The following is a 23,259-nucleotide window of genomic DNA, read 5'->3' on the forward strand; positions in this document are numbered from 1 at the left end:
TGACTTCTATCGAATCAGGAGGCAAGCTGGGCGCTGATTAGATGAACTTCTAGACAGCTGGGATGGGGATCATGATCGAAGCACCGGTAGTGGTGATCGGCGCCGGCCCGATCGGCCTCGCGGCGGCGGCGCACCTGGCCGAGCGCGGGATCGACTTCACGGTTCTGGAGGCTGGGCCCGGCGTGGCCGCGGCGGTCGCCGAGTGGCGGCACGTGAAGCTGTTCAGTCCGTGGCGCTACGACATCGACTCGGCGGCTCGACGCCTGCTCGAACAGGCCGGCGGCTGGACTGAACCCGCGCCCGGCAAGCTGCCTACCGGTGGCGATCTGATTGATGCCTATCTCGAGCCCCTCACCAAGACCCCGCAGTTGTCCGGGCGCATTCGGTACGACGCCGAGGTCGCCGCCGTCACCCGTGTGGGCTTCGACCGAATCCGTACCGCCGGACGCGAGAACGCGCCGTTCCTGATTCGCCTTGTCGACGGGACCGAGCTGACGGCCTCCGCGGTCATCGACGCGGCCGGGACTTGGCGGCGCCCGAATGTCCTCGGGGGCTCCGGTATCCCCGCCCGGGGCGAAGCGGTCGCGGCCGACCACATCGCGCGTGCGCTGCCCGACGTACTGGGCCGGGATCGCGAGCGCTTCGCAGGTCGTCGTACGGCGGTTCTTGGTGCTGGTCACTCGGCCTCGACAACCCTGCTGGAGCTGGGTGAATTGGCCAAGGATGAACCTGGAACCGAGGTCCTGTGGGTCGTGCGGGGTACCGACCAGGCTCGTACGTACGGCGGTGGGGACGCGGACGAGCTTCCGGCTCGGGGAGCGCTCGGTACGCGGCTCAAGGCGCTAGTGCAGTCCGGGGCTGTCACCTTGGTGAGCGGCTTCCGCACCGAGGAGCTTGCGCCGACCGCCGACGGTCGGGTGGAACTCGTGGCCGGGGGTCAGCGGATCGTCGTGGATATAGTCGTGAACTCGACCGGCTTCCGTCCCGATCACGACATGGTCGCCGAGCTCCGCCTCGACCTGGACCCGATCATGGGCTCGACCCGCGCCCTCGCGCCACTCATTGACCCGAACCAACACTCCTGCGGCACGGTTCCCCCGCATGGCGTCGACGAGCTCACCCACCCCGAGCCCGGCTACTACGCAGTCGGCGCCAAGTCCTACGGTCGCGCCCCGACCTTCCTTCTAGCCACCGGCTACGAACAGGCCCGCTCAGTCGTGGCCGCGCTGGCCGGCGACTGGGACGCCGCCCGCGACGTACAACTCGACCTCCCCGAAACCGGCGTGTGCTCGTCCAACCTGGCGTTCGATGAGACGTCGGCGGGGAGAGGCCTCGCCACCGGCATCAGCGGTGGCCTCCTGACCGTGATCGACGGCTCGACCAAGCAATCGGGCTGCTGCAACTGATGGTCTCCACCGCCTCCGCGACCGGCCGTACGGCGACCGGTCGCGGAGGCATCCGCCACGAAGTAGTCGCCGCGCTCGCGGTCACGACCACCATCGGGTACGGCGTTCTGTACTACGCGTTCGGCGCACTCCTGGAACCGATGCGCGCCGAACTGAACATTTCCGCCACCACGGCGACCGGCGCACTCACGCTCGCCGCGCTCACGGCCGCCGTACTGTCGATCCCGGTCGGTCGCTGGCTCGACAGACGAGGCGGACACGGCCTCATGACCACCGGCTCGATCATCGCGGCAGGCGCCGTACTCGCGTGGTCCCGCGTCGACAACGCTGGTCAGCTGTACGTCGTGTTCGTTGCCATCGGCATCGCTTCGGCCATGGTCCTCTATCCGCCGGCCTTCGCCGTCATCGTTGCGACCACCGCACCAGCGCGGCGGACAACCGCGCTACTGGCAGTCACCCTGGTCGCAGGTTTCGCCAGCTCGATCTTCATCCCGCTGACCGGCCAACTCATTCACGCCTATGGGTGGCGTCAGACGCTTGTCGTCCTCGCCTGCATAGTTGCCGTCGGCACCATTCCGCTGCATGCGCTGGCGATCCGCCGTACCGGCCCAGCTGCCGCGGCGTCGCGAGCGCACGAATCACGGCAGGCCCTTCCCGGATTCTGGCTGCTCGCGACCGCGTTCGTCCTGCACAGTGCGGCCCTCGCCGTGATCGGCGTACACGTTGTCACCTACCTGACTCGGCTCGGCCACAGGCCGACCACAGCCGCAACTCTGGCCGGGCTACTCGGCCTGTTGTCGGTCACTGGCCGAATCACCGTCACGATCCTCCGACGCCGGCTCCCGATGACCGCGATCAGTGCCGCCATCATCAGCATGCAAGGCATCGCGCTCGCGCTCCTCCCCGCGGCCGGACGAAGCACCGTCGGAGCTGCGGCTTGCCTGACCGCCTTCGGACTCGGGTTCGGTGTCGCGTCCATCGCCAAACCCGCCATCATCCTCGACCGCTACGGCGACCAGGGCTACGCCACCATCGCTGGCATCCTCGGCACCCCCGTCAGCATCGCCGGAGCAACCGCACCCCTCGCTGCCGCCGCCATGGCAGCCGCCCTCGGATACACCCCGCTGATCCTCACCGCCGCCGGCGGATGTCTCCTCGCGGGCCTCGCGCTCTATCGCCTTCACGTGAGGGCTTGACTCCGTACTTGGGTCCGGGGTTCAGCATGGGGTTATGCGAACCAGTGAGTTGGCCGACCGGGCCGGGGTGAACGCCGAGACGCTGCGGTACTACGAGCGTCGCGGCCTGCTGACCGAGCCTCCTCGTACGGCGGGTGGGTATCGCGACTATCCGTCCGGTGCCGTGGAGCTGTTGCGGTTCATCAAGCGGGCGCAGGAACTGGGGTTCACGCTCGATGAGGTCGACGAGCTACTGCATCTCGACGGTGGTGGGCCGGAGAGTTGTGACGCTGCGCGGGTCTTGGCGGTACGTCGTCGTGCCGATCTGGAAGCGCGGATCCGCGACCTGCAACGGATGCACGACTCGTTGTCCGAGTTGGTCGCGACCTGTGATCTGCCGCGACCGGATCGGCGCTGCGCGTTGCTCGATGCAATCTCAGAGGGGGAAACCCAGTGAAGCTTGAGGTTTTGCATGTGCCGGACTGCCCGAACCTCGCGCCCATGCTCGATCGGTTGCGTGCGGCAACCGATCTGCCGGTGAGTACCCGCGTGATCGAAACCGAGGCTTCCGGTATGGCGGGCTCGCCGACACTGCTGATCGACGGGATCGACCCCTTCGCCGCCGAAGGCGATGACGTCGGCTCGGTGTCGTGTCGTCTGTATCGCGATGAGGCCGGGCGGACCGTCCCAGCGCCGTCGGTCGAGCAGTTGAGGGCCGCCGTACAGAACGCCGTACAGAATGTACTGAGCGCCTGGAGGACCCGGGCGTTGCCGCTCGACCCGACGGAGAAGGCGCTGCATCAGACGATCCTACGAACCTTCGCCAGCACCGGACATCCGCCGGAATCAACGGCCGGCAAAGCAATGCAGGCGCTGCACGACGCCGACGCGATTCGGCTGGATGCCGATGGGCAGATCGCGCTTGCCTATCCGTTCTCGGCGACGCCAACTCGCTATCGCGTCCGAATCGGTCAGGCAGTCGACGTCTTTGCGATGTGCGCTATCGACGCGCTGGGCATTGCTCCGATGCTCGGCGCCGATACGCACATCGACTCGACGGACGCGACCACCGGCGAGGCCGTAACGGTGATAACGACCGATGGCGTCACCCGCTGGGATCCGGAGGGGACAGTGGTGTTCGTCGGCGCGGATGCGGGCGGCGGTCCGTCGGTGGACTGCTGTTGCGACTATCTCAACTTCTTCGCCACCCAGCAGGCCGCTGACGAATGGACCGCAGCCCACCCGCACATCCCGGGGACAGTCCTCGACCAGGCCGACGCCGAAGCCCTTGCCGGCCGACTGTTCGGCCACCTCCTGGATGACTAGGCAAAGGCGGGCGCGTTGCGGGCGGCCCAGTCGGTGAAGGGCCGCGCCGGGCGGGCGAGGATGCGTTCGACGTCCGGGTTGACGGCTTGCTCGGCGGCGGACGGCGTACCGAGGACTCCTAGCGTCGCGTCGACGACGGGCTCGGGCATGTAGCCGAGCATGCGGGCCCGAGCCTCGTCATGAGTCAGTTCGACGAACTGCACCGGCTCGCCGATTGCCTTCGCGATCGCCGCGGCCATCTGCCGGGGTCCAATCGCTTCTGGGCCGGTCAGCGTGTAGATGTTGCCGCCGTGGCCGGGCTCACGCAGTGCCACGGCAGCGACGGCGGCGATGTCGGCCGGATCCACCGCAGGCAGGCCGACGTCGCCGTACGGCGCCTCGACCACGCGACGGGTTCGTACCGACTCGGCCCACTGGAATGCGTTGGAGCTGAAGTTGCCGGGCCGCAGGATCGTCCAGTCCAGACCCGATTCCGTCACGGCGTCCTCCAACGCAGACGGATGGCGTTTCGTGCCCACGCCCTGGGAGGACAGCAGTACGACGCGCTGTACGCCGGCCGCTCGTACGACGTCCACGACGGCGCCGAAATCGCCGTTCGCCAAGAAGTCCGGCGGGGTCATCAGGAAGGCAGCTTCCGCACCGTCGAGCGCGGGCTTCAGGGTCTCCGGCTGGGACATGTCGGCGGGGTAGGACTGCGCCCCGGCGACGGCCTGTCGGGAGACTGCCCGCACCTGTTCGCCGGCCGCCGCCAAGGTCTCGATGAGAGGTCGTCCGACGTTCCCCGTCGCACCAGTCACCACGATCATTTTGTGCTCCTCGTTCAATCGACTGGTGAGGACGCTACTGGCGCTGAGATAGTAGGTACCTAGGGGAAAGTACTGGCGAAAGGGGGTTGTTGTGACCGAGGACACAAAGGTTGATCCGGTGCAGGCCTGCCCGATCGCGCCGGTGATCGACGTGGTGTTCAGCCGCTGGACGACGCCGATCCTGTGGACGCTCAACGAGTTCGGCAAGCATCGCTTCGTCGAGCTCGAGCGGCGGATCGGGGTGATCACGGCGAAGGTGCTGACCCAGCGGCTGCGTCAGTTGGAGCGGGACGGGCTGATCGTGCGGACGTACTACCCGGAGGTTCCGCCGCGCGTCGAGTACGAGATCAGCGACCTCGGCCGCAGCCTCGCGCCGCTGTTCCAGTCACTGTCCGAGTGGTCGCCCAACCTGGACAAGGTCGCGGAGGCCCGCCAGCACTACGACACCCACGAGCCAGCTCATCGCCGCCCCTGATCACGTGACGCGGGCGAGAAACGTGCGGATCAGCGGGACGACCTCGTCCAAGTGGCTCTCCAGGAGCCAGTGGCCACCGCCGCCGAACAGGTGCAGCTCGGCGTTCGGGAGGTCGGCGAGGTAGGCATGTGCTGACTCAGCCGGCATGTAGCCGTCCTCGGGACCCCAGACGATGAGGGTCGGCGGCTGATGCTCGCGAAGGTAGGCCTGGTACTGCGGATACAGGCGGACGCTCGAGAGGATCTCGAGGAAGAAGCCGACCATGATGTCTCGGTGCGGCTGCATCAGCGGCCACGACAGTTGCCACAGGTCCGGACTGATCCGCTCGGCCGTCTCGGGCGGAACCTCGCCGAGTACCTCGGCACGCAGGCCCTCGGCGCTGACCGCCTTCGCCAGTTCTGTACGGCGTTCGTCGGTCGGCGAAGCCCAGTATTCCTTCAGCGGCTCGTACTTCGGACCGAGCGTTTCCTCGTAGGCATCGCCGTTCTGGATGATCAACGCGGTGATGCGGTCCGGATCCTTCAGTGCCAACTGAAAGCCGACCTGCGAACCGTAGTCGAACAGGTAGAGGACGAATCGGTCTATGCCCAGTTCGCCGAGGAAGGCGTCCAGGAGCGTCGCGTAGCCGGCGAAGCTGTAGTCGAAGTCGTCTGGGGCCTCGCTGTAGCCGAAGCCGGGGAAGTCCGGGGCGATCACCCGCCAACGATCGGCGAGGGCCGGCAGCAGAGCGCGGTACTGGAAGGACGACGACGGATACCCGTGCGGCAGCAACAGCACGGGCGCGTCCGGGGGTCCGGCCTCGCGATAGAAGACGCGGACCCCGTCCACCTCGATCGTTCGGTACGCCACAGTCATCACTGCGGCGTACCCAGATTCTCCGTTCTTGAACGGACGCCGTACGGCGAAGGTCAGACCTGGCCGGCCTTTTCGAGCGCTTCGCAGCAGGTGTTCACCAGCAGGCGGGTGACCGTGTAGGGGTCGATGTTGGCGTTGGGGCGGCGGTCTTCGATGTAGCCCTTCTTGTCGACCTCCACCTGCCACGGGATGCGGACCGAGGCGCCGCGGTCGGAGACGCCGTAGCTGAAGACGTCGTGCGGGGCGGTCTCGTGGGCGCCGGTCAGGCGCTCCTCGATGCCGTGCCCGTAGCCGAGGATGTGCTCGTCGACCTTGCCGGGAGCGCCGAGCGACTCGCAGGCGGTGATGATCGCGTCGTAGCCCTCGCGCATCGCGCGGGTCGAGAAGTTGGTGTGCGCACCGGCGCCGTTCCAGTCACCCTTGGCCGGCTTCGCGTCCAGGGTGGCGGCGACGTCGTACTCCTCGGCGATGCGGTAGAGCAGCCAACGCGCGACCCACAGGTGGTCGGCGACGTCGACCGGACCGGCCGGGCCGATCTGGAACTCCCACTGACCGGGCATGACCTCGGCGTTGATACCGGAGATCGCCAGGCCGGCCTCGATGCAGGCGTCCAGGTGCTTCTCGACGATCTCGCGCCCGAAGACCTCATCGGCGCCGACGCCGCAGTAGTACGGGCCCTGCGGGGCGGGGAAACCGACGGCCGGGAAGCCGAGCGGACGGCCTTCCTGGAAGAAGGTGTACTCCTGCTCGATACCGAACCAGGAATCCTGCTCGGCGTACTGAGTGGCGATCGGCAGCAGTGCGGCGCGGTTGTTGGACGGGTGCGGGGTGCCGTCGACGAGGTAGACCTCGCACAGCACCAGCTTGTGGTCACCGCCGCGGATCGGGTCCGGGCAGGAGAAGACCGGCTTGAGCACGCAGTCCGAGTTGTCACCAGGTGCCTGGTTGGTGCTCGAACCGTCGAATCCCCAGTCCGGCAGTGCGGCGCCGTCAGCGAGAATCTTCGTCTTGGAGCGGAGCCGCGCGCTCGGCTCGGTGCCGTCGATCCAGATGTACTCGGCCTTGTAACTCAACCGTCCGTCCCTTCGTCGCGGCCGTCCCCTCAGGTGTTCCTGAACCGGCCACCATCGACAGTGTCAACGAGCTGTTTCGGACCTGTTGCTCGTCTGTGAACGCCGTGTGAACCGGCCTCCGGGCAGGATGCTCGGCATGGGTGTCCTGTTCGAGTACTTCGCCGCGAAATCCGACGCGGAAGCCGCCGCCGTCATCGACCTCGTCGGCGGTCCGGGGTCCTTGGAGATGGACACGTTGTCGGTCAACGGCATCGAACCCGTCGTACAGCTCGGCACGCTTGAGGCGCTGCTGACCAATCGCCCGTACGACGAAGTTGCCAACGACCCGCGGAGTGGGCATGCCGTGGCGGTGCGGGGGAATGGTGAGCGGCTGGTGCTGACCATCACGGACTCGCTGGCGACGGCTCTCGCGCAGGCGAGTGGTGAGGACCTCCAGCGGGTTGCCGTGCCGTGGTCGGAGACTGAGGAGTTCTGGGGTACGGCGGATCCCGACGTACTCGCCGACGTCCTGGTCGACCTGGCCGCATTGGCACGCCGTACCGACGGCAACCGTCTTTATTGCTGGGTCTGCGTCTAGGCGTTGGTGCGGAAGTCGAGGAGGCCTTCGACTCCGCGGAGGAAGGTCTCGCCGACTTGGGTTGGGTTGGTGAGGCAGCCGGCGGCCATGGCGCCGTCGCGGAGCATGACGAAGTGGCGGGCGGCGGGCTCGGGTGGCGTGTCGCCGATCTGGGCGAACAGGCTGGTGATCGTGTCGGCGAACCACTCGCGGTGGGCCAGAACTGCTTTGTGGACTGGGTGTTCTGCGTCGGGGTACTCCGCGACGGCGTTCAGGAAGGCACAACCGCGGAAGTGGCCGGAGGTGATGCCGTCGGTGATCGACTTCGCGACGGTTCGCACGATCTCGGTCGGCGGTTGGCCGCTGGTGACGGCGTCGTCGATCTGCGCGCGGTCCAGCTGGCTGACGGCCTGCAGGTAGGCGACGACCAGCTCTTCCTTGCTGGGGAAGTGCCGGTAGAGGGTCGCCCGCGTCACCTTGGCTTCGGCGACGATCCGGTCGATTCCGACCGCGTGGATGCCCTCCGTGTAGAAGATGCGCGTCGCCGTCTCGAGGAGTCGCGAGCGCGCCTCGGAAACCCGGCCTGTGGATGTCTGCACCATTCGTCCGAGCGTAGCAGGTCTAGGTAGAACGTTCTGTCTTGACAGGGGGTGACTCGCTTGCCATGCTGGCTTCGAGATAGAACGTTCGGTCTACTTCCTTGAAGGGCTCACCGTGACCACCACCATCGACACCACGTCCAGCGACCTCGCCAGCACCCTGCGCCGGTTGTACTTCGTCCGGTTCGCCTTCGCGATCGTCTGGGCGGTGCTGATGTTCGCCTCCCACTCCCGCCTCGGACCGGTCGGGATCGCGCTGCTCGTCGTCTACCCGCTGTTCGACGTCGGCGCCGCGATCGTCGACTCCCGTTCCTCCCGCGCTACCCGCGGGCTCTACGTGAACATCGCGATCAGCTCACTGGCCGCGATCGCGCTGGCCTTCGCGGGACCGTCCGGCGTACCGACTGTCCTGCGTGTGTGGGGTGTCTGGGCCGTGACCTCCGGCCTCGTCCAGCTGGTCGTCGGCCTCGGCCGCCGCAAGCTCGGCGGTCAGTGGCCGATGATCCTCAGCGGCGGCCTCTCCGTCCTGGCCGGCGCCTCGTTCATCGCCGGTGCCTCCGCCGCCAGCCCGACCCTGACCAACATCGCCGGCTACGCCGTACTCGGCGGAATCTTCTTCCTCATCTCAGCCCTCCGCCTGGGCCGAGCCGCGCGTTGAGCGACGGAACGCCGTACGGGCGGCACGCAAGGTCTTGAGCATGGAGTCGCCCTCGGTATGGCGGCCGACCACCGCGGCCAATGGGAAGTCAGCCGGCGTGACCGCGAAGTGAGCCAGCGGACGAACGGGGTCCGGGCTAACCCACTGCCCAGACTGCAGCACCCGGGCCAGTGCAGGCTCGCGCGTGAACCCGTGACGCGGCAGGACGTACATCCAGCCGTCGGTCAGCAGCTCACCATCCGGCAGATCACTATCCACCGAGAAGAAGTACCTGCTCCGACTATCGACCCGCACGGACCACACCCCGTTCCGCGTAGACCGAAGGTCCTCTCCACGAGGCATGAGCGCGAACCACATCGCCCACACCGGATCATCCGTCGCAAACACCGCCTGCTGACGCCCGTACGCCGTACTGTCCCCGGTCTCCCGGTCAGTCCGCAGCTCCCGCAGGTCCTCCCGCGGACTCCCATGAAACAGCACCTCACGATTGACCGCCAACCACCACAGGTAGTCCGTCACCCGCCCCGGCGGCTCCACCCGATCCGACGTACCAGGCGGATCGACATGCGCCCTCGTAAAGTCCTCAAACGCCTCACGAGCTGCAGCAGACAGCCCTGCCGCCTCAGGCACCCGAGGAAGCCCCAACAGAGCAAGCAGTCCAGCCCCCAGCGCACGCATCGTCAGAACCCGGTGAAGCGTGGATGGGTGAGGAGGGCTGCCTGTCCGTTGTACGTGGCCATCACTCCGCCATGCCGTCGCACTGTCATGCCTCTACCTTCTCGTGGATCGATTCCGGAAGGGGAGTGTCCGGTATTGGGTTTACGGTTTTGGCATGAGTGATTACTGGTGGGAACCGCCGTTGGCGGGGAGTGAGGTTGAGCAGTTGCTGGGGGCGTTGGAGCGGTTGCGGGTGACGTTTCGGTGGAAGGTTGATGGGCTGGATTCGGCTGGGTTGCAGGTGCGGATCGGGGCTTCGAGTGTGACGTTGGGTGGGTTGCTGAAGCATTTGGCGGCCAATGAGGACTACATGTTCAACGTGAAGTTGCGGGGGTTGCCGATCGGAGAGCCGTGGACTGAGAACGGGTGGCGGGACGACAACGACTGGGAGTTCAACTCTGCGGTGGATGACTCGCCGGAGGAGTTGTACGCGTTGTGGGACGGCGCTGTGGAGCGTTCGCGGGAGCGGGTGGCTGCGGCGTTGGCTGAGGGTGGTCTGGACCTGCCTGCGCACATCGCTTGGCCGGACGGGCGGCATCCGAGTTTGCGGCGGCTGTTGTGCGATCTGGTCGAGGAGTACGGGCGTCACACCGGGCATGCGGATCTGATCCGGGAGGCGGTCGACGGACGAACCGGTGAGGACCCGCCTGCTGGTTGGCGGCCGACTGTGTCAGTTCAGTAGCTGCAGGGCCTTGTCGTACTGGGGCCGGTCGAAGACGAACGGACCGAAGCCGCTGTAGTCCCGCTCCGGTCGGTGCGGCTGGTGGAAGCTGTCCCAGGTGACGGTGTCGGCGTCTGCGTGGATTCGCGCCTGCAGCGGCCAGCAACCCGTGTCACCGCAGATACAACCGAGCAGCGCGTACTGCGTGCTGGGCGCACCGAGCAGGTACTTACGGAGGCTGCCGAACGCAGCAGCGTCCAGCACCAGACCGGAGTACACGCCGGCCGGATCGAGCCCCTCACCGCGCTCGTAGCGGGCGATCAGGTCGATCAGGCTGACGCCGTTCACCAGAGGCACGAATTCAGTACCGCCGCCCTCCCGCGGCCGCAGCTCGAACCCGACCTTTCGCATCCGACCAGCCTAGGCGCGCCTCAGCGTCCCGTCAGGTGAAATAGCCACGGTCGCCCGCGCTGCTCCAACCTGCAGGTGGAGCAGCGTCTGACCACCCCGCCGGCTCGTGGTGTAGCTGACGGCTGCACCGGCCCGAGCAGGCACGATCACCGACAAAATCGAAGCAGTCCGCCCCGACCGCTCGAACCCCACAACAGGTGACGCGCTGCGCTTGTCGATCGTCCGGTACTGCCAGCTCGACGACACCCGAGGCCGCGTCGTCGGTTCGCCGTACGGGACCTGCAGCAGGACCGTCTTCACGGTGTCCCCAGTCCGCTGCGCCACGACCGAGCCAGCGCCGTACGGCGTGACCTTCTGCCCAGCAGGCAAATGCCACAGCGTCTCGTACTCACGCCGCACCGAAGACGTACCGCGGTCCAGCACCACCATCAGATCCGGATCCTTCAGCACCAGTACGCCGCGCGTCCGCCCCGCATCACGCAGTTCGTAGAACTCGGACTGCACGTCCGCCCGCGTCAACCGCGTCGCCGACGCCCCAGCACCCGACACAGTCATCACATTGTGCGCAGACTGACCCCTGGCCCACCGCTGCCACGCATCGCCCTTGTAACCGGCATGTCCACCGTCGACCAGCACCTCACGCCCCAACGACGTGTACGTGAGCGACATGTGGTCGTCATGCCCATGCAGTCGACGCACTCGCCCGAAGCGGATGCTGTACGTCGACTCCTGCGCAAAAGGCCGTTGCGTACCCCACCCGGTTCGCCCGAACACGTACCCAGCCGCAAAGACCCCGACCCGCTGAGTAGGCGCAGTCCCACGCTTCCCCGACGTACCGGCGTACTCGAGTGGTGTGCCAGCAACCGGCACTGTCCGCACAACCTCGGAGTCCCCGAGCTGATGCAGTTCTCCGAGTGAATTGGTCGCCAGCGCCAGCCAGTTCGCCTGCTGTTCCCGTCGCTCTCTGATCGTCGGACTGGCGTCGACACCACACTTCCCCAGTACGTCGATCGCCCGTCCCCAGAGCGAGTAGTTGTACTGCGCATAAGCCGTCGACTGTTCGTTCGTCGACCCCTGCGGATCGATCGCGGTCTTGATCCCAGTGGCGAGTCGGTCAGCCGCAGTCCGCTTCAGATCCGCACGTCCCAGCGTGCAACCGACTCCGAACAGCGCGAGGCTCTCCTCGGTGCCATGGTTCCAGTCACCACTCCAGTTCCGCTGCAGGTACTGCGCATGCTGCAGCAACGCGGTGTCGATCCACCTGTACGCCGGTGGCAGCCGCGTGACGTGCAGTCCCGACAACACCGCCTGTCGCAAGCAGATGAGCACGTTCGTCCGGTGCATGGTCGATTCCGTCGCACCTGCGTCGTTCTGCCACGGGTAGGGGTTGTCGCGCACCCAGTCGCGCGCAATCGCGTCAACGCGTTGCAGTGCACGCCGGTCGCCCTTACCTGCCGCCCGAATCCCCTGTCCCAGCCAGCGCAGCGAATGCAGCCACATGTACCAGCTGGGGTTGTCAGCTGGGTTGAGCCGCCAGTTCACATCGCCACGCCCATCACCGACCCGGTACGGCGGTGTGGTGCCCCAAGCGAACGTGTCGCGGTACAGGTTCCGCACTGGGTTCGGTCGCTCGATCCCGGAGTACGTCGCACAGGTGTAGCTGTTGCGCTGAACCGGAGCGACCGGAGCCGCTTGCGGGACATCCGCCTGCACAGGCCGCGCGGACGGCTCGGAGACCCGGTCCGGAACCGCCACCGACCCGATCACGACCGCAGCAGCCACCACCACAGCCGCATGACGCGCGCGTAGGGCGGCGGGCACTACTCCGCGCTTCCCAGGGCCTGCGCGATCAACGCGTTCCGGGCTCGCTGCCCAACCGGTTGCGTGGTGTGGATCCCGTCGCGCAGGTACTTCGAGACCTGACCAGACCGCGCTTTGAGGAACTCCGCCCACCGCACCACATGCAGGTTCGGGTGCCGTGCAGCCGCCCGGTTGAGCGCTGCGTTGATCACTGCGCTGTTGGCCCGATCGGCCGACGCCACAGCCGCGGAGAGCCCGACCCGGTTCGCGTGCACGTTCACCCAGTACACCGTCCGCTTCGGCCCGGCGATCTTCATCGCCTGCTCGACCTCGGTCGCGAACGCCGCCGGCGCGAAGATGTCGTTGGTCCCGACCGCCATCACGATCCGGTCCGGCAGCCCGTACTTCCGGGACCAGTCCGCCAGCGCATCCACCGCCGCGGACGCCGGCTGCCCCGACCAGTCGTGCACGGCAACCGGCGTACCGGTCTGTGCCGCCACCAGCTGCTCCAGCGCCGGCCCATCCTGTACGGCGATGCTGTCGCCGAACATGAACACCCCGTCACCGCGAACCGTCGCCCGGATCTTCGCGACACTGGAGATCCGCCGGCTCAAGTTCTCCCACGACCCGAGCCGCCCAGATCCAGAGCGCCCAGGCGGAGTCGGCCGAGGCACCGGTGGCACGGCAGTCGTCTTCGTCGCAGGTGCCGGGGTCGGCTTAGGCTTCACCGGCGGGGGCGTAGGTGTCCGGTCGTCCTGCGTGGATGACCCAGAGGCCGCCACATTGACCAGTGGCTGCTCCACTTCAGCAGCCGCGTTCACCACCGCGACCGCCGTACCGCCAACCAGCGCTACCGCAGTCAGCGCCCCACTGAGCGCCATCCACCGCCCGGTAATGAGCCTCCACGGACCGACAAACAGCTCACGGCCCGCATCCCGACGACTCAACCCGCCCTCCACAGCTCAGCTCCCGACCGCCCTAACTTACCCCGCCAGAGCGTCTACCAGACCGGGGTGGCGGGGCGGGGAAAGAATCAGGACAGCCCCACGAGCTCAGGACAGCCGCACCAGCGGCAGACCAACGGGATTGGATGCGGAGTGGTGTTGCTTGGCCCGCTCGCACTGCTGTGCACTCCTCATCGAGCTTGTCAATGGTTTCTGCATGTTCCTGCAAATCTAGTAACGGCGATTTGAGTACACCCGATGTAGCGAGCGCTGGCCCGGCTCGACGATCGTCCCATCGTCGGAGTCCGTCCCTCGGCCGGCGAGAGACGGGGGTCTTCCGTGTTTGATCTGAATCGTACTCAGCGTGTCCGCGTGCAGCGATTGCGAAGAGCTGTAGCCGCCCTCGCAGGGTTTGCCTTGCTGGCCACCGCTCTGGAGGCCCGACAGCCGGCGCAGGCGGCGCTGGCAACTGATCCACCATCGGCCGTGGCGAAGGTGCCGTCGCGGCCTGACCTGGTGTCGGCGGTCCTAACCGCGCGCTCGCAGGGGTCCAAGGTCGAGGTCGAGTCCATGCGGACAGAGACTGCGACGACGTGGGCGAATCCGGATGGCACGTTGACGACTGAGGCCCACATGGCACCGGTTCGATACAGGAATGCGTCTGGGCAGTGGCGTTCGATCAACCTTGAGCTGGCTAAACGTCAGGACGGGACGGTCGCGCCGAAGGGACACAAGCTCGGTCTGCGTCTGGGCAAGCGCTCCGCGACGACAGGAGGGATCTTCGCCACGGCGTCCGCGGGGAGCGGCCGTCAGATGGAGTGGATCGCGCCTTGGAGACTGCCGGAGCCGACGATCGCGGCGACGAAGGCGACGTACGCTGACGTGCAGCCGGGGGTGGATCTGACTGTAGATGCGCGCCGCAATGGCTTCGAGACCGACCTCGTTGTGAAGAGTCGCCCGACGTCAGCGCCGGTGTGGCGTTTTCCCCTGCGCACCAAGGGGCTGACCGCCCGTGCGGGCAAGGGTGGGGCGATCGAGTTCGCCGACGCGAAGGGCGTCGTTCAGGCGCGCATTCCCGTCGCGTACATGTGGGATTCGGCCAAGGAGCCTGTGACGGGCGAGCCCGTCAGTAAGACGATCGTGAAGGTGTCGGTCGAGCAGGTGTCGCCGGGCAAAGCAACTCTTGTAGTCGCGCCGGACGCAAAGTGGTTTATGGATGCCACGCGGATCTTCCCAGTGACAGTCGACCCGACGTACGTGACGGAGTCGGTCCTGCCGAGTTTCGACACTTATGTCAGCACCTCGCTGGAGGCGGACGTCTCGACCGCGGCTGATCTGCGGGTTGGTAAGGAAGGGACACACCAGGAGCGGACGTTCTTCAACTTCCCGACGGCGCCTTTCGCAGGCAAGGACGTCGTGGACGCCTATTTGTCGCTATATCAGACTGGTGCCACGACGTGTACGCCGACGACCGTGAACCTGCATTCGGCCGACCCGGCGTCGACATCGACACGTTGGTCGGCGCAGCCTGTCACGAGCGCGACAATATCGGGCTCGGCCACGGCGGCCAAGGGTTTCTCGAGTTCGTGTGCAGCTGGCCGGATCGGGATCAATCTGACGCCGCTGGCGAAGACATGGTCCTCGGCGTCATACGCTACCGCCGGCATCGCGCTGAAGGCGGCGAACGAGTCGGATCCCGCTGCGTGGAAGCGATTCGGGTCGAGCGAGTCATTGACTGACCCGTTCGTGTCTTTCACGTGGAACCGGCCCCCGAACGCGCCGGCGATCGTGGAGCCAACGAATGCCGTGGCCTACGCGGCACCAGGCGAATCCGCTTCGACACTGTACTCGGGATCCTTGCGGCCGATGGTAAAGACCAAGGCCACAGACCCGGACGGCAACACGGTCAAGTACATCTTCGAGTTCTACACCGGCGCAGGCTCTACGTTCAGTGTGAAGGGTACCTGTACGTCTGCGGTCGTTCCGTCGGCCAACGTCGCCGGGTGTAGTCCAGCTACGGATCTGCCAGACAACACGCAGCTGTATATCCGAGCTAAGGCGAACGACGGCCGGGTAGACGGGCCTTGGGTTAGCTTCAACCAGCGGCTGCGGACCGGCACGGCTACGCCCGCGCCGCCGGTGGTGTCGTGCCCGGCGCCGTATGCGAACAATTCGTGGCAGGATTCCGCACCTGCTGCCGACATCAGTTGCACAGTCACCGCGACTGGAATCGGTTACAACGCCCCTGGGTACCTTCGGCTGATCATTGACGGTAAGCGTCCGCCGGCGACTGGTGATGGCGCAGAAGGCCAGGTGAAGATCACGCCGTCCAGCGACCCGGCGGTCGCGAAATACACAGTGACCTTCCCGCGTGACAAGGCCGGGTTGCACCTGATTCGAACACAGGCTGAAACCCCGGCAGGCAAACTGTCTTCGAGCGTGTCGTACCAGTTCGGGTGGGGCGGATCTGCGTTGACCTCGCCGACCGCGAATCCACGGATCACCACCGCCGACAATGTCCGCATCACTGCGTCCGGGCCACCCAAGGGCACAGCCTCGTCTGTGACTGCGCTGGTGAGATGGCGCGTCTCCGGGTACGGCGGTTCGGATGATTTGATCGGCTGGAACGACTCAACTGAACTGCCAGTCACAGACAATGGCGCCGGTGGCGTCACGGTCAACACCCTCTGGGACACGCTCAAGGCCGAGACTGACATCCATCTGGATGCGAATCCCAACACTGCAGTCATCGAGCCGACGCTGCTGAGTAACCGCGTCCCGGTGAAGCTCGATGTCCAAGTCTGCTTCAAGTACGGCTCAACCGAGCAGTGCACCTGGTCACAGACTCCTGACACCACCGTCCAGCGTTTGCCGCATGCCTTCGGTAATGGGTTCCCGACGTCCGAAGCAGGTCCGGGACAGGTAGCCCTGTGGACCGGTGAGTTCAACATGTCGGCGACCGATATCACCGTTCCCGGGTACACCGGTGAGCTGTCGATCTCTCGCTCGCACATGACTTACGAGTCGCCGAGTAACCAGATCACGGGCGCGTTCGGCCAAGGCTGGGTCGCGCGGTTTGATGGTGCAGATGCCGGAGCCGCAGGCATGGAGGTCGTCGACTCGACCCGCCTGGATGGCACTTTGGCACTCGTGGACGACGACGGTAGTTCTCTCATCTACGAGTCTCCGTCCGGCAATCGCCGGACGACTGCCGCCTTTGAGACCGGCGACTGGGTTCCGGTCGAGGAGGGCACCGAGCAGGACGGCTCCCGACTGACGGTCACTGGTACCGGCACGAACACGGTGCTGTCGTACTTTGAAGAAGACGGCACCGTGACCACTTGGTCGCCGAACGCGGCGTTGGCTGCCGATGCGGCAACCCTTTTTCGGGCGACCGGGGTGGCGGAGCCGGGGATCGCCGCCAAGACGACATACTCCTACAACGGCAGCGGACAGGTCGTTAGGATCCTCGCGCCGGCTGCTCCGGGCGTGATCTGCGGGGCCTACAACGCGGCCGCGCCGTTGGCTGGCATGAATCCTGGCTGCCGCGCACTGCGGTTCGTGTATGCGCCTATTGGCGACTCGCAGAGCAGGTTAACCGAGGGTTGGTTGGACATCTTCAACCCGGACAAGGCTGGTGGGGCCGGCATGGACTCGATCAAGGTCGCTGCCTACAGCTACGATAGCGACGCCCGATTGATCAAGGTCACCGATCCACGCTCGAACCTCTCGACGGGGTACACCTACACCTCTGCGGGCGATATTTCGACCATCAAGCCGCCCGGTCAGGTGCCGTTCCAATTGAACTATGTCGCCATAGACCAGCTCCAAAAGCTCGATTCGGTCACCCGGGCGCGCCCTGACGGTGACCCAACCGGTGGTTCGGCGACACTCGGCAAGTACGTGTACGACGTCCCGCTGGCAGGCGATGGGCTTCCGGACCTGACGTCCACTTCAGTGGGCCGTTGGAACCAGAAATCCGCACCGACCCACGGCTTCGCAGTCTTCGGCCCTGACCACCCGGTCTCCGGTGCTCCGACGGCAGCCGACTGGCCGTACGCCGACCTGCAGTACACCGACGCGGCCGGCTACACGGTCAACTCGGCCAAGTTCGGGGCTGGCGCCTGGCAGCACACCTCGACTGATTACAACGAACAGGGCAACACTGTTCGCGAACTCGACGAACGCGCATTGCGCGCGATCATCGACGACGCCGTGCCGGCCGGGGCTACCGCTGACCAGCTCGCCACGGTCACCGTCTACAACCCTGACGTCAAGAACGCCGTCGGAGACGCGGTTTTGACCCCGGCCGGGACCCTGATCACCGACACCTACGGTCCGAGTCGCTACGCCACGATGAAAGATGGCGCCATCGCCTGGATCCGCCCGCACTCCCACACCACTTACGACCAGGGCGCACCGAACGCAGGAATCAATCCGGAAACCTCGCTGCCGTACCGCCTGACGACCAGTGAAACCTCATACGCGCATGATCCGGGCGCAGGCATCGACCTGGAGATCACCGGTCGGACGTTGACCGACTACTCGGCGCCTGTGTCTGGCGACTCTGATGGCTGGGCCCTCGGTCAAGCAGGTAAGACGATCACAGACGCCGACCTCGACGGAACCAACAGCGCGGGTGACATCGTGAAGGTCACTCGTTATGACGTGGAGGGCCGCGTCGTCGAAACCAGGCAGCCAGCCTCAAGTGGCGCGGATGCCGGTACGTCGAAGACTGTCTACTACACCACCGCCGCGAACTCAACGTTCGCCGAGTGTGGCGGGAAGCCGCAGTGGGCAGGGTTGGTCTGCAAGACGTACCCTGCGGCCCAGCCAACCGCAGCTTCGGGTGCGACACCGACGTTGCCGTCGACAACGTCTTCTGCATTTACCTATCTCCTGTCTCCGAAGAATGTCACGGAAGTATCCGGGCCGGTGACCCGAACGAGCACGTCGACATACTTGTCCGATGGCCGCGTCGAGTCCGCCGCCACCACTGTCACTGGTCTGTCCAGCTCGACGCCGAACACCAAGAAGATCACCACCTACGATGCGGCGACCGGTCTGGCGACCCTGGTAACCGCAAGGAATGCGGACAACACGACGGCAGGGACGATCAGCAGCGGTTACGACACCTGGGGCCGGCTGACTTCATACCAGCCGTCAGGTGAGTCCGCGACCGCGACGATCTACGACTCCGCTGGCTCGGTTGCAAAGGTCACGGATGCCAACGGATCGACCACTTATACCTATGACGGAACGGACGCCGAGGGCCAACAAGAACGCCGCGGTCTGGCGACCAAGGTCGATGTCACCGCTGCCGGGTCGACCTGGAGTTCGGCTGGTGCGTACGATTCCGACGGCTCGATATCCACTCAGAGGCTCCCGGGTGGTGTGACGCGGCACAGCGATACGGACAACGCTGGTGAATCACTCAGCCTCCGGTATACGGGCCAGGTAACAACCATCAACCAGGATGGTTCTGCAACTGTCGATCCAAGCGGTCCTTGGCTGTCGTGGTCTTTGGAGAACGACATCGCGGGTAACGTCACCCACGAGTGGACTCCCGACGGTGCTGCCTTTTCCACGCCGACAGGAGGGGCGCTGCCATATGATCGTCGCTACGGCTACGACAATGTCAGCCGGCTAATTCAGGTCAACGATCGGACCGCAGGCGCTGCTGGGGTCGACATCAACGACCCAGCAGAGGTTCCAGCGTGTGTGACGCGAATTTACGGCTTCGATCGTAACGACAACAGGCTCTCAAAGTTGACAGCGCAGGCCACCGCGGACGGATCCTGCGGAACAACTGCTTCAGTGACTGCGACGAGAGCCTTTGACACCGCCGATCGCCCAGTTACAGGGGCCGGGGGAACTGGCACCTATGCCTACGATGCGCTGGGTCGCACGACGAAAATCCCGGCGGCCGACGCGCCACGGTCGACGGACGGCGATGTAGCCCTCGCCTACTACAGCAATGATCTGGCACGCTCGATCACTCAGGCTGGAATCATCACAACGTTCGAGCTGGATGCCTTCGACCGTCGGTCCACGGAATCTGTAACCGATGGGGCGGGGAGCAGCCAGACCGTCCGGCACTACACCGACGCCTCAGATGATCCGACTTGGGTATCCTCTGGCGCATCGACCGAGCGCTACGCCAAACTCGTGGGCGGTGACCTGGCTCTGACGATCAATGGTCCCGCTGGAGCGTTGATGATCGCCAATCCGCACGGCGACCTGGTCGCTACAGTCGCTCTCCCGGCCTCATCTGCTGTAGGTACCACCATTGCTGGCTGGAACAACTACGATGAATATGGCATTGGGGTCGGCGTAACTGCGAACACGGGATCCCTCGACTATGGCTGGCTCGGCGCCAAGCAACGCGCTGTCACCGGGGCCGGGCTCACACTGATGGGCGTCAGGCTTTACAATCCGGCAACTGGACTATTCACTTCGATCGACCCGGTACGGGGCGGGAATGCTAACGCATACACCTACCCGAGCGATCCGATCAACAGCTTTGATCTTGATGGCAAGCGGCGCTATTACGAAGAGAGTGAAACGCCAAAGCGCCTTCGATTCAAGAAGTGGTGGTACAGTCCGCGCAGCGCCTTGTATGGAAAGGTATATTTTCCTCACTATCCGTACAAGTATGCGCCGCGCAAGTATTCCCCGAAGAAAGCGCACAAGAGTCGCCGGTACTTCCTGTCGAGGAAACAGTGGAAGAGGTTTGGGCATTGGTCGGCGCGCCGCCTCAAGGGCGGGTTCTTCTACGGGTTACGTGGAGGCGCGGCCGGCGGGTTCTTCGGTGCGCTCGGTGGCGGGATTTTCGGAGGTGGCCCGGGCGCGTTGACCGGTGGCGGGTACGGGCTTTGGTATGGCAGTCTGGCCGGAACCGGCTATGGTCTGATTAGGGGACACAAGTCGTGGTGGTAGCGGCGAGTCGCCAGCAATCCATTTGGAGTAGCGCATGTCAAATAGCTTGATCACACGCATATTTGTCCCTTCTATCTTCGTTCTGGTTATCATTATTCTCCGGATCGTTGATAGAAGTCTCCTCTCTTGGACCACGCTGTGGGCAATTCTCGCCGCTTTGCTGGCAGGATTCCTGTTTGCTGAGATTCAACTAAGGGTGTGGGGTCCTCTGAAAATTAGGAAGTAGCATATTCGGAGTCTGAATCGGGCATTGTCGGCTGAAAGCCCACTGGATCACCTATTCTGATCCAGTGGGCTTTGTAGGAATCTCTTCCGTTGGTGTGGGCGGGTGATCAGTGCGTTGCGTGCTCCCAGCACCGAGTTACGCCAACCACTTCGAGTAGCCAGCGTCGACAAGGATCTCGCTGCCGCGTGCCTGGTAGGTGATGGACGTGCGGTCGCTGTGTCTCGCGCCGGGCCGAACCGGATGCCGTACGCCGTTTCGTTCGGGAACGGCGTCGTGGATTCCCAGCCCTATCGGCCGAACGCGTAGCGTGCCGAGTTGACCTTGACCCGGTCCACGGTGGCAGTGCCTATCTTGCCTGGCGGGCCATCGGCGTACCGGCGATCCTGCTTCGTCTTCGGCCCCCGGCTTGACGTATCTGTTTCAGCCTGGTCTGCGGAGTGCCGGCATGGGTGATCCACGCCTCCAGGAGTTCCCGCCGGGTGCTGATGGTGGTTCCGGGATCGACGCCGCAGCCTTGCGGTGCCGGTGACCGTGCGGCTGACAACGACTAGCTGACTCGGGCATAGTCAATCGACTGCTTGTTGGCCGAGTCCTCCGGATCGATCGCCTTGCCTAGCCGGTCATGCGCGGTCAGCACGTAGTCTTGACGGTTCAGAGCGCATCCGACACAGAAAGAGAGAGTAATGCTCTCGTCGGTGCCGTGACTCCGACGTCCACGAATTACGTTTGGGGCCATAGATTGCTCACTGTGCATCGTCGGTAACAGGTGATCATCCCCCTTTGATCAGGACCTGCGGACCAGCGAACCGCCGCCGGTGATACCGAACGACGCCTTCACGCCGTCGATCGTGAGGTCCACGACGTACGTCGTACCGACCATCCGGGTCTTGTAGGTGACCTGGCCGTTGGCGCGGGTCGGGATGATCAGGGACAGGATCGAGACGGACTTGCCGGAGCGGGCGAAGATGACCGTGGAGGCTGCCTTGCGGGTGGTGATGTGCGGGAAGTGCCAGCCCTGGATCGGATTGGTCTGGCCGGTCTTGACCAGGGTGGAGCCGGCCGGGAGGGCGCCCTTGTAGGGGAGTTGGAGGAGGACGGTGCGGGTGTTCTCGCCCTTCTTGGTGGCTACGGCTGCGGAGCGGCCGGAGACGGTTGCGCGCTGGTCGGAGGGCAGGTGCCAGAGGGTCTGGAACTGCTGCGCGGTCTTCGCGGTGGCGCGGTCCAGGGTGACGACGACGTCCGGCTTGCGCAGGATCAGGACCCCGCGGGTGCGGGTGACTCCGGCGGCGGGGGCGTCGGTCATCTCGTAGAAGTCGGCGTTGTCCCGGACCGAGGAGCGGGTCAGCTTGGTGATCGGGTTCGTGTCGGCGAGCTTCGGTGTCGTCATCACGTTGTGGGCCGACGGGCCGACGATCCAGGCGCGCCAAGCCTTGTTCGAGTAGCCGGCGTAGCCGGTGTCACCGAGGATGTCGCGGCCGCGGGCCTGGTAGGTGATGGCGGTGTGGTCGCTGTGTCCGTGCAGGACCCGCTTCGGGCCGAACCGGATGCTGTACGCCGACTCTGCCGAGAACGGCGTGGTCGCGGAACCCCAGCCGGAGCGGCCGAACACGTAGCCGGCCGAGTAGATCTTGACGCGGTCGGCGGGGGCCTTGCCCGAGACGCCCTTGGTGGCGGCGTACTCGATCGGCGTACCGGGGACGTTCCCGGTCTTCACGTACTCGGTGTCGCCGATCTGCTGCAGCATGCCGAGCGGGCTGGTGGCGTGAGCGATGAAGGTCGCCAGGAGTGCGCGGCGGGTGGCGATCGTGGTGCCCGGGTTGACGCCGCAGTCCTGCATCGCCTTCGCGGCGCGGCCCCAGAGGGAGTAGTTGAACTGCGCGTAGCCGGTGGCCTGCTCGTTGGTCGCGCCCTGGGCGTCGATCGCGGTGGTGATTGCCTTACCCAACCGGTCCTGCGCGGTCTTCATGTAGTCGCTGCGGTTCAGAGTGCACCCGACACCGAAGAGAGCGATGCTCTCGTCCGTGCCGTGGTTGCCTTGGCCACCCCAGTTCGCGGTCATGAACTTGGCGTGGTTCACCAATGCCGTGTCCAGCCAGGCGTACTGGCTCGGCAGCTTGGTGACGTTGAGGTTCTTGAGCACGGCCAGGCGCAGGCAGATCAGCACGTTGGTGCGGTGCATGGTCGCCTCGTGCGCGGCCGGGTTCGCCTTCCAGGAGTACGGGTTGTCCTTGACCCAGTCCCGCGCGATCGCGGTCACGTGGGTGAGCGCGGCCTGGTCGCCGTTGCTCGCCGCGGTGATGCCCTGGCCGATCCAGCGCAGCGAGTGCAGCCACATCCACCAGCTCGGGTTGTTGTACGGGTTGGCCTTCCAGTTGATGTTGCCCTTCCCGTCACCGACCTTCGTGGCCTTGAACTTGCTCCAGATGAAGGTGTCGTTCATCACGGCGCTCAGCGGTACGGCGTCGTCGATGGTGCTGTAGCCAGGGCATGCGTAGTGCCCGTTGGCAGCAAGTGCAGTGCCTGCGGCCGCGGCGGTCGTCGCGGGGACGGACACGATGAGTCCGCCCGCGGTCGCCGTCACGAGGGCAAGCGAAAGTACACGTCTGAGCACTGGAATCCCCTAGGTACGAGC

19 protein-coding genes are annotated in these 23,259 nt (G+C 65.5%); 10 read left to right on the plus strand and 9 right to left on the minus strand.

The features are described 5' to 3' along the window. The first annotated feature begins 71 nt into the window (after window positions 1-71). From ABD231_RS12410 to ABD231_RS12425, 4 genes are read left to right on the plus strand one after another with little or no spacing between them, the layout of a single operon-like run. Window positions 72-1,406: an FAD-dependent oxidoreductase gene (locus ABD231_RS12410; protein WP_344149669.1), complete on the plus strand. Its 1,335-nt coding sequence runs from the start codon at window positions 72-74 to the stop codon at window positions 1,404-1,406. Then, window positions 1,406-2,602, plus strand: coding sequence for an MFS transporter (locus tag ABD231_RS12415; RefSeq protein ID WP_344149671.1), 1,197 nt, complete (start codon window positions 1,406-1,408; stop codon window positions 2,600-2,602). The genes ABD231_RS12410 and ABD231_RS12415 overlap by 1 nt, the downstream gene beginning before the upstream one ends. Window positions 2,603-2,636: 34 nt before the next feature. Beyond that, window positions 2,637-3,038, plus strand: coding sequence for a MerR family transcriptional regulator (locus tag ABD231_RS12420; RefSeq protein ID WP_344149673.1), 402 nt, complete (start codon window positions 2,637-2,639; stop codon window positions 3,036-3,038). Then, window positions 3,035-3,907, plus strand: a complete 873-nt coding sequence (locus ABD231_RS12425; protein WP_344149675.1) for an alkylmercury lyase family protein — start codon at window positions 3,035-3,037, stop codon at window positions 3,905-3,907. Before ABD231_RS12420 ends, ABD231_RS12425 begins: the two co-directional genes overlap by 4 nt. Here ABD231_RS12425 and ABD231_RS12430 read toward each other — a convergent pair. After that, window positions 3,904-4,713 (minus strand): NAD(P)H-binding protein, encoded by an 810-nt coding sequence (locus ABD231_RS12430; RefSeq protein ID WP_344149677.1) that lies wholly within the window; start codon window positions 4,711-4,713, stop codon window positions 3,904-3,906. The genes ABD231_RS12425 and ABD231_RS12430 overlap by 4 nt on opposite strands. A gap of 91 nt (window positions 4,714-4,804) precedes the next feature. Between ABD231_RS12430 and ABD231_RS12435 the strand changes: the two genes are divergently transcribed. Beyond that, window positions 4,805-5,188 (plus strand): winged helix-turn-helix transcriptional regulator, encoded by a 384-nt coding sequence (locus ABD231_RS12435; protein WP_344149679.1) that lies wholly within the window; start codon window positions 4,805-4,807, stop codon window positions 5,186-5,188. Here the strand turns inward: ABD231_RS12435 and ABD231_RS12440 are convergent, their stop codons facing one another. Both ABD231_RS12440 and glnII read right to left on the minus strand, forming a co-directional pair. Beyond that, complete coding sequence (locus ABD231_RS12440) at window positions 5,189-6,043, minus strand: alpha/beta fold hydrolase (protein ID WP_344149681.1); 855 nt, start codon at window positions 6,041-6,043, stop codon at window positions 5,189-5,191. A 53-nt stretch (window positions 6,044-6,096) separates the two neighbouring features. Next, window positions 6,097-7,116 (minus strand): glutamine synthetase, encoded by a 1,020-nt coding sequence (glnII, locus tag ABD231_RS12445; protein WP_344149683.1) that lies wholly within the window; start codon window positions 7,114-7,116, stop codon window positions 6,097-6,099. 136 nt (window positions 7,117-7,252) lie between these two features. Here glnII and ABD231_RS12450 point away from each other — a divergent pair, with 136 nt between their 5' ends. After that, a complete protein-coding gene (locus ABD231_RS12450; protein ID WP_344149685.1) occupies window positions 7,253-7,693 on the plus strand; it encodes a hypothetical protein in 441 nt (146 codons plus the stop codon). Here ABD231_RS12450 and ABD231_RS12455 read toward each other — a convergent pair. Beyond that, entirely contained in the window at window positions 7,690-8,274 is a 585-nt protein-coding gene (locus ABD231_RS12455) for a TetR/AcrR family transcriptional regulator (protein ID WP_344149687.1), read from the minus strand. The two genes, ABD231_RS12450 and ABD231_RS12455, sit on opposite strands and share 4 nt — an antisense overlap. Before the next feature lie 112 nt (window positions 8,275-8,386). On the opposite strand from ABD231_RS12455, the gene ABD231_RS12460 reads away from it, so the two are divergent. Next, on the plus strand, window positions 8,387-8,929 hold the full coding sequence (locus tag ABD231_RS12460) for a hypothetical protein (protein ID WP_344149689.1): 543 nt from the start codon (window positions 8,387-8,389) through the stop codon (window positions 8,927-8,929). Here ABD231_RS12460 and ABD231_RS12465 read toward each other — a convergent pair. Beyond that, window positions 8,897-9,448 carry a hypothetical protein gene (locus tag ABD231_RS12465; RefSeq protein WP_344149691.1) on the minus strand — a complete coding sequence of 184 codons (552 nt, stop codon included), beginning with the start codon at window positions 9,446-9,448 and terminating at the stop codon, window positions 8,897-8,899. The genes ABD231_RS12460 and ABD231_RS12465 overlap by 33 nt on opposite strands. A gap of 313 nt (window positions 9,449-9,761) precedes the next feature. Between ABD231_RS12465 and ABD231_RS12470 the strand changes: the two genes are divergently transcribed. After that, a complete protein-coding gene (locus ABD231_RS12470) occupies window positions 9,762-10,328 on the plus strand; it encodes a mycothiol transferase (RefSeq protein WP_344149693.1) in 567 nt (188 codons plus the stop codon). Here the strand turns inward: ABD231_RS12470 and ABD231_RS12475 are convergent. From ABD231_RS12475 to ABD231_RS12485, 3 genes are read right to left on the minus strand one after another with little or no spacing between them, the layout of a single operon-like run. After that, window positions 10,317-10,718, minus strand: coding sequence for a hypothetical protein (locus tag ABD231_RS12475; protein ID WP_344149695.1), 402 nt, complete (start codon window positions 10,716-10,718; stop codon window positions 10,317-10,319). The genes ABD231_RS12470 and ABD231_RS12475 overlap by 12 nt on opposite strands. Before the next feature lie 9 nt (window positions 10,719-10,727). After that, window positions 10,728-12,539 carry a heparinase II/III domain-containing protein gene (locus ABD231_RS12480; protein WP_344149697.1) on the minus strand — a complete coding sequence of 604 codons (1,812 nt, stop codon included), beginning with the start codon at window positions 12,537-12,539 and terminating at the stop codon, window positions 10,728-10,730. Then, entirely contained in the window at window positions 12,539-13,399 is an 861-nt protein-coding gene (locus ABD231_RS12485) for a GDSL-type esterase/lipase family protein (protein ID WP_344149699.1), read from the minus strand. Before ABD231_RS12485 ends, ABD231_RS12480 begins: the two co-directional genes overlap by 1 nt. A 435-nt stretch (window positions 13,400-13,834) precedes the next feature. Between ABD231_RS12485 and ABD231_RS12490 the strand changes: the two genes are divergently transcribed. Together ABD231_RS12490 and ABD231_RS12495 are read left to right on the plus strand one after the other, a co-directional pair. Then, the gene (locus ABD231_RS12490; protein WP_344149701.1) at window positions 13,835-20,401 is read left to right on the plus strand and encodes a DNRLRE domain-containing protein; all 6,567 of its coding nucleotides are present in this window, start codon (window positions 13,835-13,837) and stop codon (window positions 20,399-20,401) included. A gap of 328 nt (window positions 20,402-20,729) precedes the next feature. Continuing rightward, window positions 20,730-20,933, plus strand: coding sequence for a hypothetical protein (locus tag ABD231_RS12495; protein WP_344149703.1), 204 nt, complete (start codon window positions 20,730-20,732; stop codon window positions 20,931-20,933). 478 nt (window positions 20,934-21,411) lie between these two features. Here ABD231_RS12495 and ABD231_RS12500 read toward each other — a convergent pair whose 3' ends face one another. Continuing rightward, window positions 21,412-23,208, minus strand: a complete 1,797-nt coding sequence (locus ABD231_RS12500; RefSeq protein ID WP_344149705.1) for a heparinase II/III domain-containing protein — start codon at window positions 23,206-23,208, stop codon at window positions 21,412-21,414. Window positions 23,209-23,259: the final 51 nt, after the last annotated feature.

It is taken from the genome of Kribbella yunnanensis (genome assembly GCF_039529655.1).
Lineage (GTDB): Bacteria > Actinomycetota > Actinomycetes > Propionibacteriales > Kribbellaceae > Kribbella > Kribbella yunnanensis.